The following is a 19,622-nucleotide window of genomic DNA, read 5'->3' as shown; positions in this document are numbered from 1 at the left end:
ATTTTCGACAATACTACATATTGTGTTAAGGTCAAATACTCCCAATTTTGTCAAACACGCAAAAATTATTAAAAAAAGAGAGATTACGAGAGAAAGGACGATATTTGTCATTAAATGATTTATTTCGGCAAATTTCGCAAGTTGCACTTTCTTTAACTCTCACAAATCGCTTTAGAATAGGAAAAAATAAAAAAAGCGAACTTGTCGCTTTTAATTTTTTTAAAAACTCCAGATGGTTAAGTCGATTTGCAGGAAGATCTGCACAGCTATCTTTTAAAATTCCATTCTGGGTTTTCATATTTTTCCTTTGCTAGTTTTGTTACATATTCATGTTCTTTGTCGCTTAGCGTATATCGCTCCAGCTCGATATTCAAGCCTTCCGCAAATCCCTTTTCAAAGGCCTTTTTTGCAGCTTCAATAGAAATTTTAGTGGGGCTTATTTCGTTGATCGCAACAGCTTTGGACTTAAATGCTTTTTGCATACGCTCCTTCACACGGTCATTGGGATACTTGAAAAGGCTGAAAAGCTTATCTTCATCCAAATCAAGGAGAATGGAGCCGTGCTGAAGAATAACACCCTTTTGACGGGTTTGAGCACTGCCAGCAACCTTCCTGCCTTCAACAACTAGCTCGTACCAGCTCGGTGCATCAAAACACACAGCAGACCGGGGGTTTTTTAATGAATCTCTCTCTTCAGCTGTTTTTGGCACTGAAAAATAGGCATCCAATCCAAGATTATGAAACCCCTTCAAAATACCTTCTGAAATTACCCTGTAGGCCTCTGTAACAGTCCGGGGCATATCAGGATAATCCTCGGTGACGATCACACTGTATGTAAGCTCATGCTCGTGCAGAACTCCCCTTCCGCCAGTAGGTCTGCGAACAAAGCCCAATCTATGATTTTTTACAGCTTCCATGTTAATTTCCTTTTCGATCTTCTGGAAGTAGCCGACAGATAAAGTAGCAGGGCTCCAGCCATAGAAACGGATAACAGGCGGGATCTTCCCTTCACTATGCCAGTCAAGAAGGGCTTCATCTAGTGCCATATTAAATGATGGGGGCTGGTCCCCAGTATCTAAAAATCTCCAAACTTCTTTATTCATAAATAAACCTCATTTGCATGATAAATTGCTTATCGCGTTTTTTAGTCTATCAAAAATTCACCTGAAATCAAAGCGCCTTGATTATGACCAAATTTCTGATTGTGTCAAAAATCGAGTTAAATACCCTTTTTCTGTATAATATATTAAGAAATTTGTAAATTCCTTTGCCCTGAAGCCAAATGGCTTATATAATAATAATTGGCTTAGTCAAGCTTGAAAGGGGAAAGAGACATTGGATGCACTTTATTTTATACTCATCATGGCAGGAGCTATTGTAACGTACTCAGTCATAATGTATTTCTACCAGCGCAGAATTTTAACAACGCTGAGTGAAGAGGAATTTAAAGCCGGCTATCGTAAAGCCCAGCTTATTGATGTACGGGAACCAAACGAATATAATGCAGGCCACATACTTGGTGCCAGAAATATCCCGCTCTCTCAAATCAAATCTCGCATGAAGGAAATACGCAATGATCAGCCAGTTTACTTATACTGTCAAGGCGGAACAAGAACCGGCCGTGCAGCCCAAATGCTTCATCGCAAAGGATACAAAAACCTTAACCAACTTAAAGGCGGGTTTAAAAAATGGGGCGGAAAAGTGAAGTCTAAGAACTAGATATCCAGCACATTTGTGTTGGAAGCTACCTTGCCTATAAACAGTTTGTCTGCTGAATATCAATTAACCCATTGCGATGCAATGGGTTTTTTAGCTTTCCGTTAAAATTAACTGCTCAAGAAACGCCCCGAACGTTGAGCGGGGCGTTTCTTGTAATTATATCTTTTGATAGCGTAGAACTGGTTTTCTGGCTGCCAGTGTTTCATCAAGGCGGCTTACTACTGTTGTGTGCGGCGCCTCTTGTACCACCTCTGGGTTTTCTTCTGCTTCTTTCGCAATCTGAATCATGGCATCAATAAAATCATCTAACGTTTCCTTAGATTCGGTTTCTGTCGGCTCTATCATAATGCATTCTTCAACATTTAACGGAAAATAGATCGTTGGCGGATGATATCCAAAGTCCAGTAAGCGTTTTGCGATATCAAGAGTCCTGACACCGAGCTTCTTTTGACGTTTTCCGCTTAATACGAATTCATGCTTACAGTGCCTGTCAAACGGCAGATCGTAGAATTCAGACAATCTTCTCATCATGTAATTAGCATTTAAGACCGCATACTCTGTAACCGCTTTTAGCCCGTCAGGACCCATTGTACGGATATAGGTATATGCTCTGACATTGATTCCAAAGTTGCCGTAAAACGGTTTGACCCTGCCAATCGACTGAGGACGGTCGTAATCAAATACAAATTCTCCATCTCGTTTTGCAACAATTGGTTTTGGCAAATACGGTATTAAGTCAGATTTGACCCCAACTGGGCCTGATCCTGGACCTCCGCCTCCATGCGGGCCTGTAAAGGTTTTGTGCAGGTTTAAGTGAACCACATCAAATCCCATATCGCCAGGCCGTGCCTTGGAAAGAACTGCATTTAGATTTGCTCCATCATAGTACAGCTTTCCTCCAGCATTATGAACTATTTCGGCCATTTCTAAGATGTTTTCCTCGAAAAGACCCAATGTATTTGGGTTTGTCAGCATCAATGCAGCCGTATCTTCACCAACAACTCTTCTTAAATCTTCAAGATCCACTAGCCCACTTTCATTTGATTTAACAGTTACTGTTTCGAAACCTGCAACTGTTGCTGACGCGGGATTTGTACCATGAGCCGAATCAGGCACAATAACTTTGACCCGGTTATTATCCCCGTTTGCTTCATGAAAGGCACGGATCATCATTAAACCGGTCCATTCACCGTGAGCTCCTGCAGCAGGCTGCAAAGTAACCTCATCCATGCCAGTAATCTCTATCAAGTGTTGCTGCAAGTCATACATAAGCTCCATTGCACCTTGAACAGTGCTCTCATCCTGCAATGGATGAATATGAGCAAAGCCGTTAAAGCGGGCAACGTTCTCGTTCATTTTTGGATTGTATTTCATTGTGCAAGACCCAAGCGGGTAAAAACCTGAGTCTACACCATGGTTGCGTTTGGACAATGCAGTATAATGACGCATAATATCAAGCTCAGAAACTTCCGGAAGCTCTGGCTCTTCTTTACGGATATATTCATCCGGCAAAAGTTCACTTAGATCTGTTTCCGGAACATCCAATTCCGGGAGGCTGTAACCGATGCGGCCTGGCTGGCTCATTTCAAAAATCAGCTGTTGGTCTTGACTATGCATGGTAATCCCCCAATTCATTAACAAATGTATCAATCTCTTCTTTTGTTCTTAGCTCTGTTACAGCTACAAGCATATGCTGTTCCAACTCCTGATAATCACGTCCCAAGTCATAACCGCCAATTATACCTTTTTTGATCAGATTTTGGTTTACTTCTTTTACTGGTTTAGATAATTTAACAACAAACTCATTAAAAGAAGGACCTTCAAACACTAATTCAAAACCATTCTCTTTAAAAACTTTTTTAGCATAATGAGCTTTTTGAATATTTGCCAGAGCCATCTCCCTAACCCCTTTTTTTCCAATGGCTGTCATTGCGACTGAGGCAGCGAGGGCATTTAATGCTTGGTTTGAACATATATTGGAAGTCGCCTTATCTCTGCGAATATGCTGTTCTCTAGCCTGGAGAGTAAGAACGAAACCGCGGCGGCCTTCCTCATCCACTGTTTGGCCGACTAACCTTCCCGGCACTTTTCTCATAAGCTTGCTAGTTACTGCAAAGTAGCCACAATGCGGTCCACCGAATGCAGCTGGTATCCCAAACGGCTGCGCATCGCCAACAACAATATCTGCCCCAAACTTGCCTGGTGGTGTTAATACACCTAAAGACAGGGGGTTACTGGATACTACAAACATTGATTTATGCGAATGGATAACTTCTTCCAGCTCTTTCATCGGTTCCATTCTGCCAAAGAAATTCGGATACTGTACAATCACAGCAGCAATCTCATCATTCATCAGCTCTTTTAAAGCATCAAGATTGGTAACACCATCTTTTTGAGGGATTTCGATTACTTCAATATATTGGCCTTTGGCATATGATTTCACAACATCTCTTGATTCTGGATGTACGGCGCTTGATATAAGGACTTTTTTTCGCTTTGTCTGGCCAGCACTTAACATAGCAGCCTCAGCCAAAGCGGTTCCGCCATCATACATAGAGGAGTTTGCTACATCCATACCAGTCAGTTCGCAAATCATAGTTTGGAATTCAAAGATCGCCTGGAGTTCCCCTTGAGATATTTCCGGCTGATAGGGAGTATATGCTGTATAAAACTCAGATCTGGATATTACATGGTCGACAATAACCGGCATATAATGGTCATAAACCCCGGCTCCCAGGAAGGATATATTCATTTTCAAATCCGCATTCTTCCCTGCCATTAAAGCTAATTCCTTCATTAGTGCAGTTTCCGGCTTTGCGGATTTAATGTTGTATTCTCCTTTAAATCGAACCTTCTCAGGTATATCATTAAACAGCTCATCCACTGATGAAATTCCAATGGTTGACAGCATAGATTTTTTATCTTGTTCTGTCAGTGGTAAATAGCGATGCTTCATGGTTATTCCCCTCTCCTGCTATTACTTCTTTTCTCTTTTATAAAACGGTGTAGGAATCACTATTGCTTTTAGGCGTTTGCCGCGGATTTCAATTTGGATTTCGTTGCCTAGCTCTGTTTCTCCTGATTCAAGCAACGCTAATCCAATGTTTTTCTTTAAAGTTGGTGATTGGGTTCCCGATGTGATTTGCCCAATCTTCTGGCCATTTTTGTAAACCGGGTAACCATGGCGTGGAATTCCTCTGTCTATCATCTCAATACCAGCAAGCTTTCTTGGCAATCCGTTTTCTTTTTGCTGTTTCAAAGCTGCTTTCCCGATAAAATCCTCTTCTTTATTAAGCTTGACAGCAAAGCCGATGCCTGATTCAAGCGGAGATATATCAGGCGTTAATTCCTGTCCGTAAAGAGCGAGGCAAGCTTCGAAACGGAGTGTGTCTCTGGCACCCAGTCCACAAGGGAGAATGGCTTCATCCTTGCCTGCCGCAAGGATATCGTCCCAAAGGCCAGCTGCATCTTCTGAACAGCAATATATTTCAAATCCATCTTCGCCTGTATATCCAGTTCTAGATACTAAGGCTTTTTTTCCATTGAGATCAACCGATGGGCTAAACTTAAAAAAGCCGATTTCACTTAGATCTGCCTCCGTGGCAAGCTTCTGAAGGATTTTTTCTGCTAATGGGCCTTGAATGGCCAACTGAGCTGTTTCTTCGGAGATGTTGCGAATTTCTGTTTGACCCTCCACATTTTCAATAATCCAGTTGTAGTCCTTTTCAATATTTGCTGCATTAACAACGAGGAGATATTCATTTTCTGCCAATTTATAAACGAGGAGGTCATCAACTGTTCCGCCATCTTCGTAACACATAGCGGTATATTGGGCTCCTCCGATTTTTAGCTTTGATAGATCATTAGTCATTACTTTTTGTAAAAAAGAGAAGCTGCCAGGGCCTTTTACTTCGATTTCTCCCATGTGAGAAACATCAAACAAGCCAGATCTAGTCCTTACTGCTTCATGTTCCTCCTTGATGCTTGAGAATTGGACAGGCAGGTCCCATCCGCCAAAATCGATCGTTTTCGCTCCGTGCTTTTTATATGACTCATAGAGCGGAGTGCGTTTTAAATCAGACATACTAATCCCCCTTATAAGAGCTTCTTAGTTGTTTATAGTTTTTTTGCACAAAAAAGGACAGAACACCCCCTCAAAAAAGAGAAGGTCTCTGTCCTTTTCACCTGAAAGTTTACCTGTACTAGGCTTTCCCCTTTGGTGGTTACCGGCGTGCCGGCAACACTCTCCAGAGCTGCGTCAAACAAGAGTACTTTTGCCTGAGAGATTCACAATTTGAATTGCTTGCTCCTTCGGCGCCACTTATGTGGTCTCTCCCCTTGCTGTCATCCGCATCTATAATTTTTTCCAGATTGGGCATGCTAAACCATATTGACTAAGCTAATCAAATTTTAATAAAAAACTTTTTAAATGCTAATATTCTAAACATTAAAGCTATTTTTATCCTACCACTAAGGGGCCTGATTGGGCAATATATTTATGCTTTTGAATGGGGTGTATAAAATGTCACTGCAAATAAACTTTGATTCTTCCTGGCAGGATGCATTTTTAGAAAGAATGAGAGCCGACGGACCTTGGGGAAACTGGGATTTATTCAAGCTGGCCGTTGAGGTAGAACAACAGACGGTCATACCCGAGTTTGAGGGGTTGATTGCGCCAGGTCATCTTCCTCATCTCACTCCTTTGCCTCATCAGCTTGAAGTCGCAAAGCAGGTCATCGAAAATATGAACGGCAAAGCGATTCTTGCTGATGAGGTTGGCCTTGGGAAAACAATTGAAGCTGGTTTGATTTTAAAAGAATACATGATTAGGGGGCTAGTTAAAAAAGTCCTGGTACTCGTTCCAGCTTCCCTTGTTTCACAGTGGGCCTCAGAGTTAACAACAAAGTTTTTCATTCCAGCTATAGCCCAGAAAAAAAGCTATATGTGGGAGCAGTATGATGTAGTTGTATCTTCGATTGATACTGCTAAGAGAAGTCCCCATAAAGATATTATCAATAAGCTGGACTATGACCTCATTATTATTGATGAGGCTCACAAGTTGAAAAATAATAAAACAAAAAATTATGAGTTTGTCCAAAATCTTAAAAAGAAATTTTGTCTGTTACTGACAGCAACCCCCATCCAGAACCGGATAGAGGAAATTTTCAATCTGGTAACGCTCCTCAAGCCTGGACATCTTGGAAACGAAACAACGTTTAATGATAAATATAGCAGCAGAAACAAACGATCAGTAAATGAAGATGTCCATTTAAAAGAGCTAGTAAATAAAGTTATGGTTCGAAACAGGCGTGCTGATACAGGAATAGAATGGACCAACCGTCATGTTGAGACAATCGCCATTGAGTTTTCTCCCGAAGAGCAAGCTCTGTATGATTCAATCACATTATTAAGAAACCAGGCGGACGGCCTCATGTCTAGCCAATTTTCCCTGATGACTTTGCACAGGGAGGCTTGCAGCAGCCGGGAAGCAGTCTACTACACACTTAGAAACATGCTTAAAAGGCAAGAAGTTCCCACAAAAGAATACGAGGACACCATTCAGTTTTTAATCAAAAAAGTAGAGTCTGTAACTAAGAACTCCAAAGCGGAAAAAGCCCTTGAATTGATCCGCCAGATCGATGACAAGGTCATTATTTTCACAGAATACAGGGCAACGCAGCTTTATTTACAATGGTTCCTGAAGCAGCATGGAATTACTTCGGTTCCGTTTCGCGGCGGATTTAAACGGGGGAAAAAGGATTGGATGAGAGAGCTCTTCCAGAAGCACGCTCAAGTGCTGATCGCAACCGAAGCAGGCGGAGAAGGAATTAACTTGCAGTTCTGCAGCAATATTATAAATTTTGATTTACCCTGGAATCCAATGAAGCTCGAACAGCGAATCGGGAGAATCCACCGTCTTGGTCAGGAAAATGATGTGAGAATCTATAACTTTGCGACGAAAAACACAGTTGAAGAACACATACTAAAACTATTATATGAAAAAATCCAGTTATTCGAAAAGGTAATTGGTGATCTGGATGATATATTAACGAGATTGGAGTTTGGAAGTATCGAAGATCATCTTGTTGATATCTTTGGACAATCGGCAACAGAAGGGGAAATGAAAATCAAGATGGAGAACTTGACTAGCATGATTCAATTTGCCGAGGAAATGAAGGAGGGACTAGCACGTGCAGCAACAGAAAATTCATAAATTTTTGGAAAGGTATTTCGAGTCAAACGGCTGTGAGATTATAGAGAATCACCCTGGCTATTTAACCGTCCAACTGACCATCGAAATGGACAAGGAATTGATGAATAGACCCTTTTATTGGCATTACCTCGAGAAAACAGGCGGGGTTCCAAACCCTATGAAGCTTACATTGATAACCAACAATCAACTGGCACCTGATGATATTATAGGAGAAACGATTCATTTTGGCTCACCAAGGCTTCATCAGATCTTTGGTTCAGCGAAAAACCTCGCTGGACATATCAGACTGTACGAAGAGCATAAGCCTCCAGCTGGCACACAAGCTGCGCTGATGCCATGGCTTTGTATGAACTTAAAGATTTCTTATCAATGTGACCGAAAAAAGGATATTTTCAAATCGATCGGCATACAGCTTATAAGTGGTCAGCTTATTGAAGGTTTTCACGAAAAATTGGTAAATATTCAGCTGACACCCAAAATACCCGATCACACCTTTACCCTATCACCATTGATTATGCCTGTTAGCGGGATTTCCAGAGTGGAAGCATATTTAAAGACAGAGCTTAAAAGTGAGGATCATTCGTGGGCAGATGCTGCAAAAGAGCGCTGGAAGAAGGATCTCGACCTTCTAAATCACTTTTATGAAGAAGACAATGAAAATGAGAATTATGAGGTAGAAAGAAGAGCCCTTCAAGAACAATATGAGCCAAAGATTAATATTTCCGTGGTAAATGGCGGAGTGTTTTATTTGACATCAGAAGCTGTATAATGAATAAAGCAGGCGGGCTGCCTGCTTTATTTTGTTTTTTTAAAAATTGCCATGATAGCGTAAGGAACAACTCCAAACCAGCGAAACAGAAAAGGGGGCTTTGTTTCCTTTTTCGCGAGCTTAGTCTGTTTTCTTTCATCTTTTGGCTGATCGATATACTTGACCACAGTCTGGGTTATATATTTTACATAATCATTCGTTTTCATAAACACACCTGCCTTCTTTCGTTAACAAGTATGTCCATCCATCAAAGTTTCAAACCAGCTTCTATTTCACTTACGATATCGTTAATGGTTCTTCCTGTTGTATTAACAATCATATCCGATGCCTCTGTGTATATAGGCTGTCTCCGCAAAAACAAGGCAGCCGCCTCTTCTTGTTTGGCTCCTGATAGTAACGGCCTTGAAGTATCGCCTTCCAGCCTTATCAGAGTCTCTTCCAAGGTTGTCTTTAAGTACACAACCGTTCCTGTTTGCTTCATATACTTCTTATTCTCGGCAGCAAGTATTATCCCGCCCCCTGTAGAAATAACAGCATCAGTTACCGGTAAACCCTTAAGGACCTTTGTCTCACATTGACGAAAATATTCCTCGCCTCTTTCAGAGAAGAGGTGGTTAATGCTTGTCTCTTCTCCTTTGACGACTTCAGTGTCTGTATCAAAAAAGGCTATTCCATTCTTGTCACTTAGCTGCAGACCAACTGTCGTTTTACCTGCACCCATAAAACCGATTAAATAGATTGGCTTCATCTTATATTCCCCTGTCAGTTCTTTTCAGTCCATTTTACCATCTTTTTCAATGTCTTGTCATAGATTCCAGTTCCTGTTATTTGTTCGGTTGCATTCACCGGCATGGTAAAAATAAACTGATCGACAGTGTCTGACAACTTTGTTTGAACATAATAAACACTGCCACTTTCATAATGCAGCACACCGGACGCAGGAATCGTAGTTTCCAGTAACAGCATTTTCTCTATGTCTTGAACCGCACAGAGCATATAGAATTCCTGCCTTAAAATTTCTTCTGTTTCATTATAGAATTTCTTTTCGTTTAAATAAATTTCCACGTGGATCAGGAAAAATGAACTGAACAAAAGTAAAAAGCAGGCTGACAGCGGAAAGGTAAAACCTTTTTCTCGTTTCATGAAACATTCCCTCTAATGAGTGGAGTGAACTGGGTTATATATTCTTGTCCAAACAAATCTATGATGGTTATTGCCAGTTGTCCCGCTTGGTAGCTAAAACCGACCGACTTAATATTTTGAATAAGGATTTCGTGTCCCTTAAGATCTACCCTTCGGCGTAAACTAGAACCATATTTTTCATAAAGGATTTTTTCATTGTTTCGATAAACAAAGATCCGATCATTTTGAACAGTTATTTGTTCAGCCATCCTCATCTCTTTTTTTACTTGGCTGATAAACACCTCCCATTCGAGCCGCTGCATTCTTTTTTCAAACTGGTTGAATTCCACTACAGTTCTTAAGCCAAGCGGTAAAAAACCGACGATCAGTAGAAAAAGAGTGAAGGAAAACAGCATCTCCAGTATAGTAAAGCCTTTTTCATTCAACTTTCCTGCATTTTTGGATTTGCTTGTTATTGAATCCATCAAATTGAACGCACACCTCCTGGGCAATTCCTCCGTCGATTGACGATACCAAAACCGTATACTGGATCCCTTCCCTAGTTGTTTCCCACCTGCCTTCTAAAGAATTATCTAAACGAGCTGCTTGTAACTGCTCATACAATAAATGGACAGCCGCAGCCTCCTGTCTTACTGTTAACGATTGTGTTTTAACATGCAGGACAAGTGGAAGCAGGAAGCTTACAGCTAGAAAGAAGGCTGTTAATGACAGGAGCAGTTCGGCAAGAAAAAACCCATTACTCCTTAACAATATAAAAACGCCCCTTTCCAATCTGAAATGTCATTAAGTAGGAATCACCACCAATGGCAATATATAGGCTGCCAAATTTAGTTATATTTCCAGAAGGGGTAAACTGAAAATATAAAGGCAAGGACCTCGGTTCAATGGTTATTGCCCTTGAATATTTACGATCAACAATAATTGGTCCTCCTGATTGGGATCTTATATAGTAGGAATGTGTTATCGGGCTGATATTTACGTAGACATTCTGCTGGTGGGAAATTGCGTATTGCTGGGCTAAGAATAGATCAGCCTTGAATTGGGTAAAAAAAGACTGTTTGTCGATAATGTTGGACTGAGGTTTGACTAAAAGCAGTGTGATAGAAGAAATAACTAGGAAAACTGAAAGAACTACGAGAGTTTCTGTCAGAGTAAACCCCTTTTCGCAGCTATTGAACCGGTCCCGCATATACAACACCGTCTAACCCGATCGTAATTACTGTTCCGTCAGGACAGGGAGTATCTCCTCCATTTAAATAGCCCTCGGTTTCAAGTTGTGTAATAGTTGGAATTGCCTTTTTGTCAATCTCATAGGCTTGAACTTGAGCCTGGACCATTTTCACATAAGCCTTGCAGCCCTTATCATTTATGTTCGAACTATGTTTGGCGATATTTGGAACTGTAACAATCAGGAGGACAGAAATAACTAACAAAACAATCATCATTTCGATTAAGGTAAAACCCTTTTGATTTTTCTTCATACAAAATCTCCTTCTTATTTGCAATATTAAAAACCTTCCATGAGACGAAACATAGGCAATAAAATGGCTAAATAAAGCATGACGACCAATATGCCAATAAAACTATATAGAAGAGGCTGCAGCGTTCTTAAAAGCCGTTCTGTCCGGTCTTCGAGCTGAGAGAGACAATATTTGCTGTAAAAATCAAGCTCTTGTCCGATTTTTCCGTTTTCCTGGCCATGTTTAATAATTTTAGCCAATTCTTCTTCAAAAAATGAAAAGCCTTCAACAATGGTCTCAAAATCTTGCCCGGTTAATAGTTTCCGTTTAATTTCTTTTCCTAATTGCTTTGAAAAAGGTTCTCGTTCATTCTTCTCAAAAAGATTCAATGCATCAAGCACCGATATTCCACCTGCAAAAAGGTAGCTAAGCTGGATGGAAAAGGAATGGGTGTACAATAACCTAAGCAGTTTCCCTGCAACCGGTATCTTAACTAGCTTTGCTCTTTGGACAAGCGGTGAACTACGTCTAAAAATAAAAAAATAGTAGGATAAAAAGAGAGGGCAGCTAACTAAAGTAGCGATGAAAATAACCGGAAATATATCTCCAATTAGATAGAGGATCTTCGAAAACGTATTTTGCTCTAACTGCATGCTAATAAATAAAGAAGAAAACTTAGGAAGCAGCACACGATCAACAAAGAAAAACAAAATACTCGTTATAACTGCGAGCAAGCCGGGGTAGGAAACCAATTTAATGATTCTTCTAATATCTTCATCTCGTTTCAGCATCATATTACTGCCAGCAATGAAGGCCTGCGACAAGCCTCCATGCTGTTCAGCAAAATAAACATAATTAATGAGCTCACGGTCAAAATGAAGATTTGCCAGCACGCGATGCAGCGGATGACCTTCTTTTAACTCTGAAAGACATCCGATAATTTCCTGCTTTTTATCTAAATCCAAATAAAGGGCAATGGATTCAATTGCGTCAGATAACGGGTACCCTCTTGCTAAGAGCTCTCCTAGCCTTTTTAAGAACCGGGCTTGTTCCTTTAAAGCCCACCTAGTTCTCATCCTGGTATACCCACCTTTCATATTCTCCCTCTTTTATATAGCCTAGAGCAATCCCTTTGATAATCATGTCCCTAATTGTTTTATATGGATAAAACTCTTTCTCTCCCCTAGCCTCTCTCATCGCAGATGTAAGGGCACCTCCAGTCAGAATTTCAAAAACGCTTCCTCTCTTGCCACGAGTAGATGAATAGCAATATGGAGAACACTCTCCTTTGCAATAAGGACAGGTTAACTCAACTAGCCTCTGGGCAGTCACTGCGATTAATGTTTGCTCAATTTCAAGCCAATTCACTCCAAATTCATTTAGTCGGTAAATCGCTCCCTTTGCATCTCTGGTGTGCATGGTTGTCAATACAAGATGCCCGGTTAGAGCTGCTCTAACCGCAATCTCAGCCGTTTCTTTATCCCTGATTTCACCCACCATTATAATATCCGGATCATGGCGCAAAATCGCTTTAAGACCAGAAGCATAAGAAACCCCGGCTTTTTCATTCACTTGCACCTGCAGAACAGTATCACTTTGCTTTTCAATTGGATCCTCAAGTGTAATAACATTACGGGTGACCATTTCAGCAGTTAAGGCTAAAAGCGAGTAAAGTGTTGTTGTTTTCCCACTCCCAGTTGGTCCGGTAAGGATTATAAGCCCATGAGCATGCTTCAAGAGAGCTATTAATTTCCTTGTAAGTTCAGGGAAAATGGAGATTTGGTAGTAGGGAATCTGGTTTTCTTGCGGAAGAATTCGAATAACCATACTTTCATTTTTGCTTGAGGGTAGAGTGGAGAAGCGAAGGCCTATGGAATGACCTTTGTGGCTGAAGGAATAGGCACCGCTCTGTGGACGCCTTTTTTCACCAATATCCATAGAGGCGGTAAACTTGAAGTGAGAAATAAGCCTTTCGCATTCCTCTTTGGAAAGAGTAAATCTTGGCACTAATTTGTTTCCAAGCCGAAACTTTACTATAGTGTCCTTTTCACGGGGGATAATATGTATGTCCGTAGCCCCGATCCTTAAAGCACCTCTAATGATGGAATCTGCTAAATGTTCAATTGACTGTACAATTTTAAAACACCACCTTTTTAATTATGCTATATCTTTCTTTTCTATCCTGTTTAATCCCTGTCATTTTTTTAAAAAATTGTGTATATTTTATGGCAGCTGTCTCATACTAATTGATGTAGCAGCAACGATGGGCTATAGCCAAGCGGTAAGGCATCGGACTTTGACTCCGTGATTCGCTGGTTCGAATCCAGCTAGCCCAGTCAGAAAAGCGGAAGTGCCTCGTTCAGCCCCGACCAGCATAAGATGGGGCCTGAATGAAGGCGCTTTTTGCCTTCATTAAGGGCACAGCTTATGACTCGAGGGGCTTGGCGCTGCAGCTAGACAAACAGAAAAGCGGAAGCGCCTCGTTCAGCCCCGACTATCATAAGATAGGGCCGAACGAGGCTTTTTTGGTTATAGCTAGTGAATGCTAATAGGGTTTTTGTTCATGATTTCGCCATTTAGTTGTGAACATTTTATAAACAATAGTGGATACAGTGTTAACCTCATTCCCAGATAACTACAGCTATATTATAATAAAGGAAAATTAAAGCTCTCTGAGGTGAAGTAAGGTGGAACAAACATTAAAGGTTACAAGTGTTTTGTCTGACCCGACTCGTTATCATATTTATCAATACATCACAAAAAGGCATAAGGATGTTACGGTTCAAGAGATTGCTGACAACTTTGAAATTCACCCAAACGTTGCAAGACTGCATCTATCTAAGCTGGAAGATGTGAACATGCTTGTTTCAGAAACTAAGAAAACAGGCAAAGGAGGCAGACCCAGTAGGCTATATCGATTATCAGAAGATGTAATTCAGCTGAACTTCCCGTTCAGGGACTATCAGCTGCTCTCTAAAATTGCTATTTTAACCATGCTCGAGCTAGGAGAACAAGGGAAAAAGGCCCTCTATTTGACTGGCAAACGTCTGGGCAGTGAGCTGATTGAGCAACAGATTTCAAGACACCATCACACTGATGGAGCATTTACATTTGATCAGAAGCTCAATATTATTAAGAGTGCTTCAACGATGGCTGGGTTTTACCCCGAATTTGAAGTTAGTGACGACAAAACAAAAATATATTTTCAAATCTTTAACTGCCCCTTTAAAGAAGTGGCTATCGATCACTCCGAGGCTGTTTGCAGCATGCACTATGAATTTTTAAAAGGCATGTTCGAGGCTGTGTTTGATTCCATTGAACTAATTGAAAAACAAAACTTGCTTGCAGGCTGTGACTCTTGTTCCTATCAGGCAGTTATTGCCCAATAATTACAATGATAGTTTACAACCTAATGTCCTTTACCTTATAATATGTAATGATGGATTTGCAGGGTAAAAGGAGGGATAGCTTTGGAACGAATGTACAGAGTTTTAGGCTTCTGGACAGGTATCTTTGCCGTTATGTTTTTCGTAGGTGATATGTTTACCACGTCCTTACTTTTCTTTGGTCAGACAGGATTTTTCTTGCTGCTAAGCTACTTAAAGTTGTCCGAAAGAATGTATATTTATGTTTTTGGTGCATACTTAACGGTTTTCTTTGCAGGATTTACTTACTGGACGACTTTTATGATGGTGCCTGGTGCAGGCGGACACTAAAACTACGCCAATCTAAAAAAAGCGATGGAACCCCATCGCTTTTTTATATTTTCACCCATAGGTTTTCTAGAGGAACTTTTAAATTTTTCTTTTGAATGATCACATGAAAGGCTGAGCTTATTCCTCCCGGCATTACCAAGTCTCTAATAGCCCGATTTCTTTTACTAACGTCAGAAAATGGATTCGGATCATAATTTTCAGCCAGTTCATCCAGTACACCAATCTTCACCAAAAACTCATTCTGCCTTAATCTCGTAAGAAAATCCAGTTGATACTTTTCCCCTTCAGTTGCGATAACATCGAAATGCACATGAGAGGTAATATCCATTTCTCCAGGATAATCTAGTACATTTTCAATCATCTTATGTCTATAATACCCCCGCAGACTGCCTGCTTTCCGCGCAGGTTCTTTCCACTCTTCTTTTGAATATCCATAATCCACTGTTAAAACTAGACCTTCCTTAAGGCAATCTGATATGTCCTTAATCATTTGCTGCATTGCTAAAGGAATCTCTATACGCTGTCCCTTTTCTAGGCTGATCTTATGTTCCTCAATAAAGCGAAGTATTTTATCATTCTGTAAAGGGACCATTTCTTCTGCTAGTTCCCCGTTGTTATCTGTAACCATAACTTCCTTTAATTCCGAATCAACCTGTTCAATGACATGTACAGGTAAAGCATCAAAAAGTTCATTAGAAAAGACCATACCCTTCAACTCCTGCAGGTCTTTCAGCATCGAATACCATACACAGCCGCTATAGCCAGCTAAGAGCTTCTTTTGCAGCTCCCTGTGATAGGGACTGGCTTCAACCAGATAATACGTCAGCTGAATCTCCTGCTGCTTATTCCACTCATCTAAAAAAGCTTTAGCAAATCTACCGTTCCCTGCCCCAATTTCACAAAAGACCGCAGGAATACCTTCACTTATTACTATGTTTAAAAACCACTTTGAAAAGGCCTTTCCGAACACGTCAGATATATTGCTGCTCGTAATAAAATCGCCTTTCCGACCTATTTTTTCAAGGTCTCTCATATAATAACCCTTTTGAGAATCATATAAGGCTGCCTCCATATAGTCTGCGTAGGTAATCACACTATTAGGAGAATTCTTGATTTTTTCCTGAATCAGCTTCTTCATACGGACTCCTTACCCTTTTGTTAACTTTCTGCTCTTAGGTTTAAACATCGCTCCCTCTATAATAGAGGGAGCGGACCATTCATTTAAAATCCGTTCAAAAAAGGATTTGCATCCATCTCATGTTGAATAGAAGTTACAGGACCGTGTCCAGGCAGGACAACCGTTTCTTCTGGCAGGCTTAACAGCTTGTCGTGGATGCTTTGAAGCAGCAGAGCATGGTCTCCACCTGGCAGATCAGTCCGTCCTATGCTTCCCTGAAACAGCGCGTCTCCTGCGACAACAAATCCAGATTCAGGAAAGTAAAAGGATAAACTCCCAGGGGAATGGCCCGGTGTTTCGTATATTTCCATTTCCATTCCGCCAACAGCCAGTCTTTCTTCTATAGCCAAAATGTGATCGGCTGGTTTAATTCTTATCAATTCACCGACTCTAAAAAACTGTGATCCATTTAGTGCAGGGTCCAACAGCCACTTTGCTTCTTTCTCGTGAACATAGACAGGAATAGTGTAATGTTCCCGCAGGTCGTCAACTGCCCCTATGTGGTCGAAATGAGCATGGGTCAATATGACAGCAGCAGGCTTTAAGTTTTTTTCTGTTATGTACTGAATGGCCTTTTCAGCTTCACCACCTGGGTCAAATATTAAACACTTTCCATCTGACTTTGAAACAATATAACAATTTGTCTGAAGCGGCCCTAAAGGTAATTGATACCATTCCACAATCGACACCTCCTGATACTATTTGTCATGCTTCCGTTTTTATTTTACACTATTATCAATACATAATTAAGAAATCCGCTTTTTAGGAGGTAATAGTGCAAACGGTATACGGAATTGAAGCAAAATCTCTAATCGAAGAGATTACAGACTTCAAACAAATTTTCGAAACAGAAAACCCTTACTCATATAAACATGGTTCAATCTATATTTATGCTGATTTTGAGAAAGCACAGCAGGCCCAAGACTTCTTGCAGGAAGTTGGTTTTTTTGAGGAACAGCATGATTTATTACTATGCAGTGGAGGTAAGCCAGGGGATAATTTCTCTGACTATGGCCTGGACATCAATGGTTTGTTTCTATTATTTAAGGTAATGATCGTTGCCTTTGAACTTACAGGAAACGATAGACAAGCGTTGAAAATGGCTCAATTTCAACTGGAAGAGCACCTAGTGTTCACTTTATTACAGGCTGGCTCTTTAATTTATTTTGCCGGGCGCTACGATGATGAATTGATTTCTCGTATCAATGCAGCCTATAATGTAAAGTGCAAGTTTTTAGATCTCGACAAATGCGAAAAAAACCTATAAAATAATATAGGATCTTCACATTTTATTTACATAGCGGGTTTTCATACCTGAGCTTGATTAACTAACAGGCTATGCCTGCTGATAATAACAAAAGGGGGCTTTATAATGGGACTGGTTATTATTTTTGCTTTAGTAACGATCCTCGCCGGCTTCGGCACTTTCTCAGCGCTTAAAAATAAAAATGTTCTTGGACTCGTTTTTGGAGGCGGAACACTTTTAGTATTTGGCTGGTTTACTGTTATGACTATTCTGCACAGCGGATACCCAGCAGCTCACTAAAACCATTTCTATTGGAAAAAGTGGCTATCTTACATTTATAGCAGTCCAGTTTGACAATAAAAAGGATTCGGCATGTTTTATTCCGAATCCTTTTTATTTTGGTTTAAACATTAGAATGTTTTATTCAAGCAGATTCTTTACTCTAGATACCTTTTCCTCCATCTGCCTTGAAATGTCTCTCCGGTCATCAATCCGGATATTAGTAGCAACTCTTTTAATTCCGTGGTCAAAAGGTACTTCATGCATAGCTTGGATCACTTCAAATAAAATTGCAAGCTCCCCCTCTACTATAGTGCTCATCGGTGTTAGCTGAAAACGAACTTGACCATCTTCCTCATACTTTTTTAAAACCTTTTGGATCTCTGCAACATATGCACTTACACTCGGGGTGCCCGTTCCGATTGGAATAACGGTTACGTCTGCTATTGCCATATCTGTTCTCCTTCCAGTTGTGACTTATTCAATTAAGTTATACCACTCTTTTTGCTGCAAATCTAACAGCCGTTCAAACTGAAATCCATAAAGGCATAAACTTCCATCAGGCGAACAATTTAATGGTTCGTTTTCAAGCCCGCTCATTACTTCTTCCTTCTCTCCAGCACTTATATCGAATGAAACCAAAGTGAAACCATCATTATATACATCGGCATCTGCACTGTGTTTGGGCTCTAAATAAATAAAACGGCTGTTTACCGGTATATAGTCATAATAAGGGATAAGCCAGCCAGAAAACCTTGATAAATGGGGAGCCTTAAAAGAGGAGACTTGGTTTAGATCCTGATTAAAAAGTGTATACTGTGCTTCCTCTTGCTTATCATCTTTGATAGTAATTGTTAAAAGGATATCTTTAAAACGGTCAAACCCAAATATGTCACTCTTAATCTGCGCTCCTTGCTGCTCGCTTACCGATTGGAGGACGAGCGGTGCAAAAAGTGTCGGATCATTTTCCCCCCAGTCTAAATAAACCAATTCATCTTTTGACTGCCATTTTGGAAAGGGTTCGGGAACGAATACCTCACTGACTGTTTCCTTTTTATGATTAAGAATGTAACTTCTAAATTGCCAATCCTCACCAAAGGCTGAAATTAATATTTCCTCTTCTTTATATGGATTCCATGTATATGATAGTTCATAGGAATCCATCGTAGTAGAAAAGCTTTCATTTCCCTTAATGTCAGTTACTGTCAGCTTTCCTAGATAGGTTGAAGGGGCAGAGTGAACAAGCAAGTGACTTTTGGAAGGACTAATTTCTGCAGCAACGATAGGAGTCTCACTTTCAAATATAAGCATACTTTCACCGGTAATAATATGATGGGAGTATATATATGAAGATTGACTTTGATTCGTTATAAACAGAAGGGTTTCGTTATCCACCCATCCACTTGCCTGGTAAAAATCCCCCTTAAAGCTATTGAAGGGTGCAATGGTTTTTGCTAGAAACAGACCTGGATTCTCCCTAGGGGCGGAGTGAAACTGTTTTTTACTATGTAAGGAAGGAAGCGTTTCTTTGGAGCATCCTAGTACAAGCGCAGCTGAAGCAAGGATGAGAAACATAATTAGAAATATTTTTATTTGTCTTTTGCCTATTTTTTTAAAATGCACACCATGTTTCCCTCCCCTTGCTCCTTTAAACAATCCTCAGATGCCATATACGCAAAGTCAATATTTAAAGAAAATCAGCCACTTGTAAATCGCCCTTATACTTATGTACGAAAAGGACCCTCCAAACGTTTCAACATTCCCATTATTTCTTCAGCATCTGAAAAACACCCATAAAAGAAGAGCAAGCAGGAATTACTCGCTCTGTTAAATCGGACTGTCAATTATATTGATAATTCATTTTAAATCGTGACCGGAAAGAAAACAAGAATCCAGATT

24 protein-coding genes, 1 tRNA gene and 1 riboswitch are annotated in these 19,622 nt (G+C 40.4%); of the genes, 8 read left to right on the top strand and 17 right to left on the bottom strand.

All coding sequences use genetic code 11. From position 1 onward, the window contains the following. Nucleotides 1-266 precede the first annotated feature (266 nt). A complete protein-coding gene (locus HRJ06_RS16975) occupies nucleotides 267-1,103 on the bottom strand; it encodes a lipoate--protein ligase family protein (RefSeq protein ID WP_174734154.1) in 837 nt (278 codons plus the stop codon). A gap of 232 nt (nucleotides 1,104-1,335) precedes the next feature. Here HRJ06_RS16975 and HRJ06_RS16970 point away from each other — a divergent pair, with 232 nt between their 5' ends. After that, on the top strand, nucleotides 1,336-1,719 hold the full coding sequence (locus HRJ06_RS16970) for a rhodanese-like domain-containing protein (RefSeq protein WP_242035278.1): 384 nt from the start codon (nucleotides 1,336-1,338) through the stop codon (nucleotides 1,717-1,719). Nucleotides 1,720-1,875: 156 nt separating this feature from the next. On the opposite strand, the gene gcvPB is transcribed toward HRJ06_RS16970, so the two are convergent. From gcvPB to gcvT, 3 genes are read right to left on the bottom strand one after another with little or no spacing between them, the layout of a single operon-like run. After that, on the bottom strand, nucleotides 1,876-3,336 hold the full coding sequence (gene gcvPB, locus HRJ06_RS16965) for an aminomethyl-transferring glycine dehydrogenase subunit GcvPB (protein ID WP_174734153.1): 1,461 nt from the start codon (nucleotides 3,334-3,336) through the stop codon (nucleotides 1,876-1,878). Then, the gene (gene gcvPA, locus HRJ06_RS16960; protein WP_174734152.1) at nucleotides 3,329-4,675 is read right to left on the bottom strand and encodes an aminomethyl-transferring glycine dehydrogenase subunit GcvPA; all 1,347 of its coding nucleotides are present in this window, start codon (nucleotides 4,673-4,675) and stop codon (nucleotides 3,329-3,331) included. The genes gcvPB and gcvPA overlap by 8 nt, the downstream gene beginning before the upstream one ends. A 21-nt stretch (nucleotides 4,676-4,696) precedes the next feature. Next, nucleotides 4,697-5,803 (bottom strand): glycine cleavage system aminomethyltransferase GcvT, encoded by a 1,107-nt coding sequence (gene gcvT / locus HRJ06_RS16955; RefSeq protein ID WP_174734151.1) that lies wholly within the window; start codon nucleotides 5,801-5,803, stop codon nucleotides 4,697-4,699. A 172-nt stretch (nucleotides 5,804-5,975) separates the two neighbouring features. Then, nucleotides 5,976-6,067, bottom strand: a riboswitch (glycine riboswitch). A gap of 174 nt (nucleotides 6,068-6,241) precedes the next feature. Between gcvT and HRJ06_RS16950 the strand changes: the two genes are divergently transcribed. Further along, a complete protein-coding gene (locus HRJ06_RS16950; protein WP_174734150.1) occupies nucleotides 6,242-7,933 on the top strand; it encodes a DEAD/DEAH box helicase in 1,692 nt (563 codons plus the stop codon). Further along, nucleotides 7,911-8,702, top strand: a complete 792-nt coding sequence (locus HRJ06_RS16945; protein WP_174734149.1) for a YqhG family protein — start codon at nucleotides 7,911-7,913, stop codon at nucleotides 8,700-8,702. The genes HRJ06_RS16950 and HRJ06_RS16945 overlap by 23 nt, the downstream gene beginning before the upstream one ends. Before the next feature lie 26 nt (nucleotides 8,703-8,728). Here the strand turns inward: HRJ06_RS16945 and HRJ06_RS16940 are convergent, their stop codons facing one another. From HRJ06_RS16940 to comGA, 9 genes are read right to left on the bottom strand one after another with little or no spacing between them, the layout of a single operon-like run. Beyond that, nucleotides 8,729-8,908: a YqzE family protein gene (locus tag HRJ06_RS16940; protein WP_174734148.1), complete on the bottom strand. Its 180-nt coding sequence runs from the start codon at nucleotides 8,906-8,908 to the stop codon at nucleotides 8,729-8,731. A gap of 41 nt (nucleotides 8,909-8,949) precedes the next feature. Continuing rightward, the gene (locus tag HRJ06_RS16935; RefSeq protein WP_174734147.1) at nucleotides 8,950-9,450 is read right to left on the bottom strand and encodes a shikimate kinase; all 501 of its coding nucleotides are present in this window, start codon (nucleotides 9,448-9,450) and stop codon (nucleotides 8,950-8,952) included. 14 nt (nucleotides 9,451-9,464) lie between these two features. Further along, entirely contained in the window at nucleotides 9,465-9,845 is a 381-nt protein-coding gene (gene comGG / locus HRJ06_RS16930; protein WP_174734146.1) for a competence type IV pilus minor pilin ComGG, read from the bottom strand. Next, nucleotides 9,842-10,309 (bottom strand): competence type IV pilus minor pilin ComGF, encoded by a 468-nt coding sequence (gene comGF, locus HRJ06_RS16925; RefSeq protein ID WP_242035279.1) that lies wholly within the window; start codon nucleotides 10,307-10,309, stop codon nucleotides 9,842-9,844. Before comGF ends, comGG begins: the two co-directional genes overlap by 4 nt. Next, on the bottom strand, nucleotides 10,263-10,595 hold the full coding sequence (locus tag HRJ06_RS16920; protein ID WP_174734144.1) for a hypothetical protein: 333 nt from the start codon (nucleotides 10,593-10,595) through the stop codon (nucleotides 10,263-10,265). The genes comGF and HRJ06_RS16920 overlap by 47 nt, the downstream gene beginning before the upstream one ends. After that, the gene (gene comGD / locus HRJ06_RS16915; protein ID WP_174734143.1) at nucleotides 10,582-11,034 is read right to left on the bottom strand and encodes a competence type IV pilus minor pilin ComGD; all 453 of its coding nucleotides are present in this window, start codon (nucleotides 11,032-11,034) and stop codon (nucleotides 10,582-10,584) included. The genes HRJ06_RS16920 and comGD overlap by 14 nt, the downstream gene beginning before the upstream one ends. Next, nucleotides 11,015-11,326, bottom strand: coding sequence for a competence type IV pilus major pilin ComGC (gene comGC, locus HRJ06_RS16910; protein ID WP_174734142.1), 312 nt, complete (start codon nucleotides 11,324-11,326; stop codon nucleotides 11,015-11,017). The genes comGD and comGC overlap by 20 nt, the downstream gene beginning before the upstream one ends. Before the next feature lie 26 nt (nucleotides 11,327-11,352). Beyond that, nucleotides 11,353-12,381, bottom strand: coding sequence for a competence type IV pilus assembly protein ComGB (gene comGB, locus HRJ06_RS16905; RefSeq protein WP_174734141.1), 1,029 nt, complete (start codon nucleotides 12,379-12,381; stop codon nucleotides 11,353-11,355). Beyond that, a complete protein-coding gene (gene comGA, locus HRJ06_RS16900) occupies nucleotides 12,371-13,441 on the bottom strand; it encodes a competence type IV pilus ATPase ComGA (protein ID WP_174734239.1) in 1,071 nt (356 codons plus the stop codon). Before comGA ends, comGB begins: the two co-directional genes overlap by 11 nt. 128 nt (nucleotides 13,442-13,569) lie before the next feature. Between comGA and HRJ06_RS16895 the strand changes: the two genes are divergently transcribed. From HRJ06_RS16895 to HRJ06_RS16885, 3 genes are all read left to right on the top strand, one after another. Next, nucleotides 13,570-13,641, top strand: a tRNA-Gln gene (locus tag HRJ06_RS16895). Nucleotides 13,642-13,992: 351 nt separating this feature from the next. Then, the gene (locus HRJ06_RS16890) at nucleotides 13,993-14,694 is read left to right on the top strand and encodes a helix-turn-helix domain-containing protein (RefSeq protein ID WP_174734140.1); all 702 of its coding nucleotides are present in this window, start codon (nucleotides 13,993-13,995) and stop codon (nucleotides 14,692-14,694) included. A gap of 81 nt (nucleotides 14,695-14,775) precedes the next feature. Then, nucleotides 14,776-15,021: a DUF2626 domain-containing protein gene (locus tag HRJ06_RS16885; RefSeq protein ID WP_174734139.1), complete on the top strand. Its 246-nt coding sequence runs from the start codon at nucleotides 14,776-14,778 to the stop codon at nucleotides 15,019-15,021. A 43-nt stretch (nucleotides 15,022-15,064) separates the two neighbouring features. Here HRJ06_RS16885 and HRJ06_RS16880 read toward each other — a convergent pair whose 3' ends face one another. Beyond that, a complete protein-coding gene (locus tag HRJ06_RS16880) occupies nucleotides 15,065-16,159 on the bottom strand; it encodes a class I SAM-dependent methyltransferase (RefSeq protein WP_174734138.1) in 1,095 nt (364 codons plus the stop codon). An 83-nt stretch (nucleotides 16,160-16,242) separates the two neighbouring features. Next, entirely contained in the window at nucleotides 16,243-16,878 is a 636-nt protein-coding gene (locus tag HRJ06_RS16875) for an MBL fold metallo-hydrolase (RefSeq protein ID WP_174734137.1), read from the bottom strand. A gap of 95 nt (nucleotides 16,879-16,973) precedes the next feature. Between HRJ06_RS16875 and HRJ06_RS16870 the strand changes: the two genes are divergently transcribed. Continuing rightward, nucleotides 16,974-17,465: a hypothetical protein gene (locus tag HRJ06_RS16870; RefSeq protein WP_174734136.1), complete on the top strand. Its 492-nt coding sequence runs from the start codon at nucleotides 16,974-16,976 to the stop codon at nucleotides 17,463-17,465. A gap of 105 nt (nucleotides 17,466-17,570) precedes the next feature. Next, a complete protein-coding gene (locus tag HRJ06_RS16865) occupies nucleotides 17,571-17,744 on the top strand; it encodes a DUF2759 domain-containing protein (RefSeq protein WP_174734135.1) in 174 nt (57 codons plus the stop codon). A 120-nt stretch (nucleotides 17,745-17,864) separates the two neighbouring features. On the opposite strand, the gene HRJ06_RS16860 is transcribed toward HRJ06_RS16865, so the two are convergent. Then, nucleotides 17,865-18,176 carry an MTH1187 family thiamine-binding protein gene (locus HRJ06_RS16860; RefSeq protein WP_174734134.1) on the bottom strand — a complete coding sequence of 104 codons (312 nt, stop codon included), beginning with the start codon at nucleotides 18,174-18,176 and terminating at the stop codon, nucleotides 17,865-17,867. Between the two features lie 24 nt (nucleotides 18,177-18,200). After that, nucleotides 18,201-19,346: a YqgU-like beta propeller domain-containing protein gene (locus HRJ06_RS16855; RefSeq protein ID WP_174734133.1), complete on the bottom strand. Its 1,146-nt coding sequence runs from the start codon at nucleotides 19,344-19,346 to the stop codon at nucleotides 18,201-18,203. Nucleotides 19,347-19,622: the final 276 nt, after the last annotated feature.

It is taken from the genome of Mesobacillus harenae, from assembly GCF_013343715.1.
Classification (GTDB): Bacteria; Bacillota; Bacilli; order Bacillales; family Cytobacillaceae; genus Mesobacillus_A; species Mesobacillus_A harenae.
Note: the sequence above shows the minus strand (reverse complement) of the source record. Positions and strands in the feature narration are given on the sequence as shown.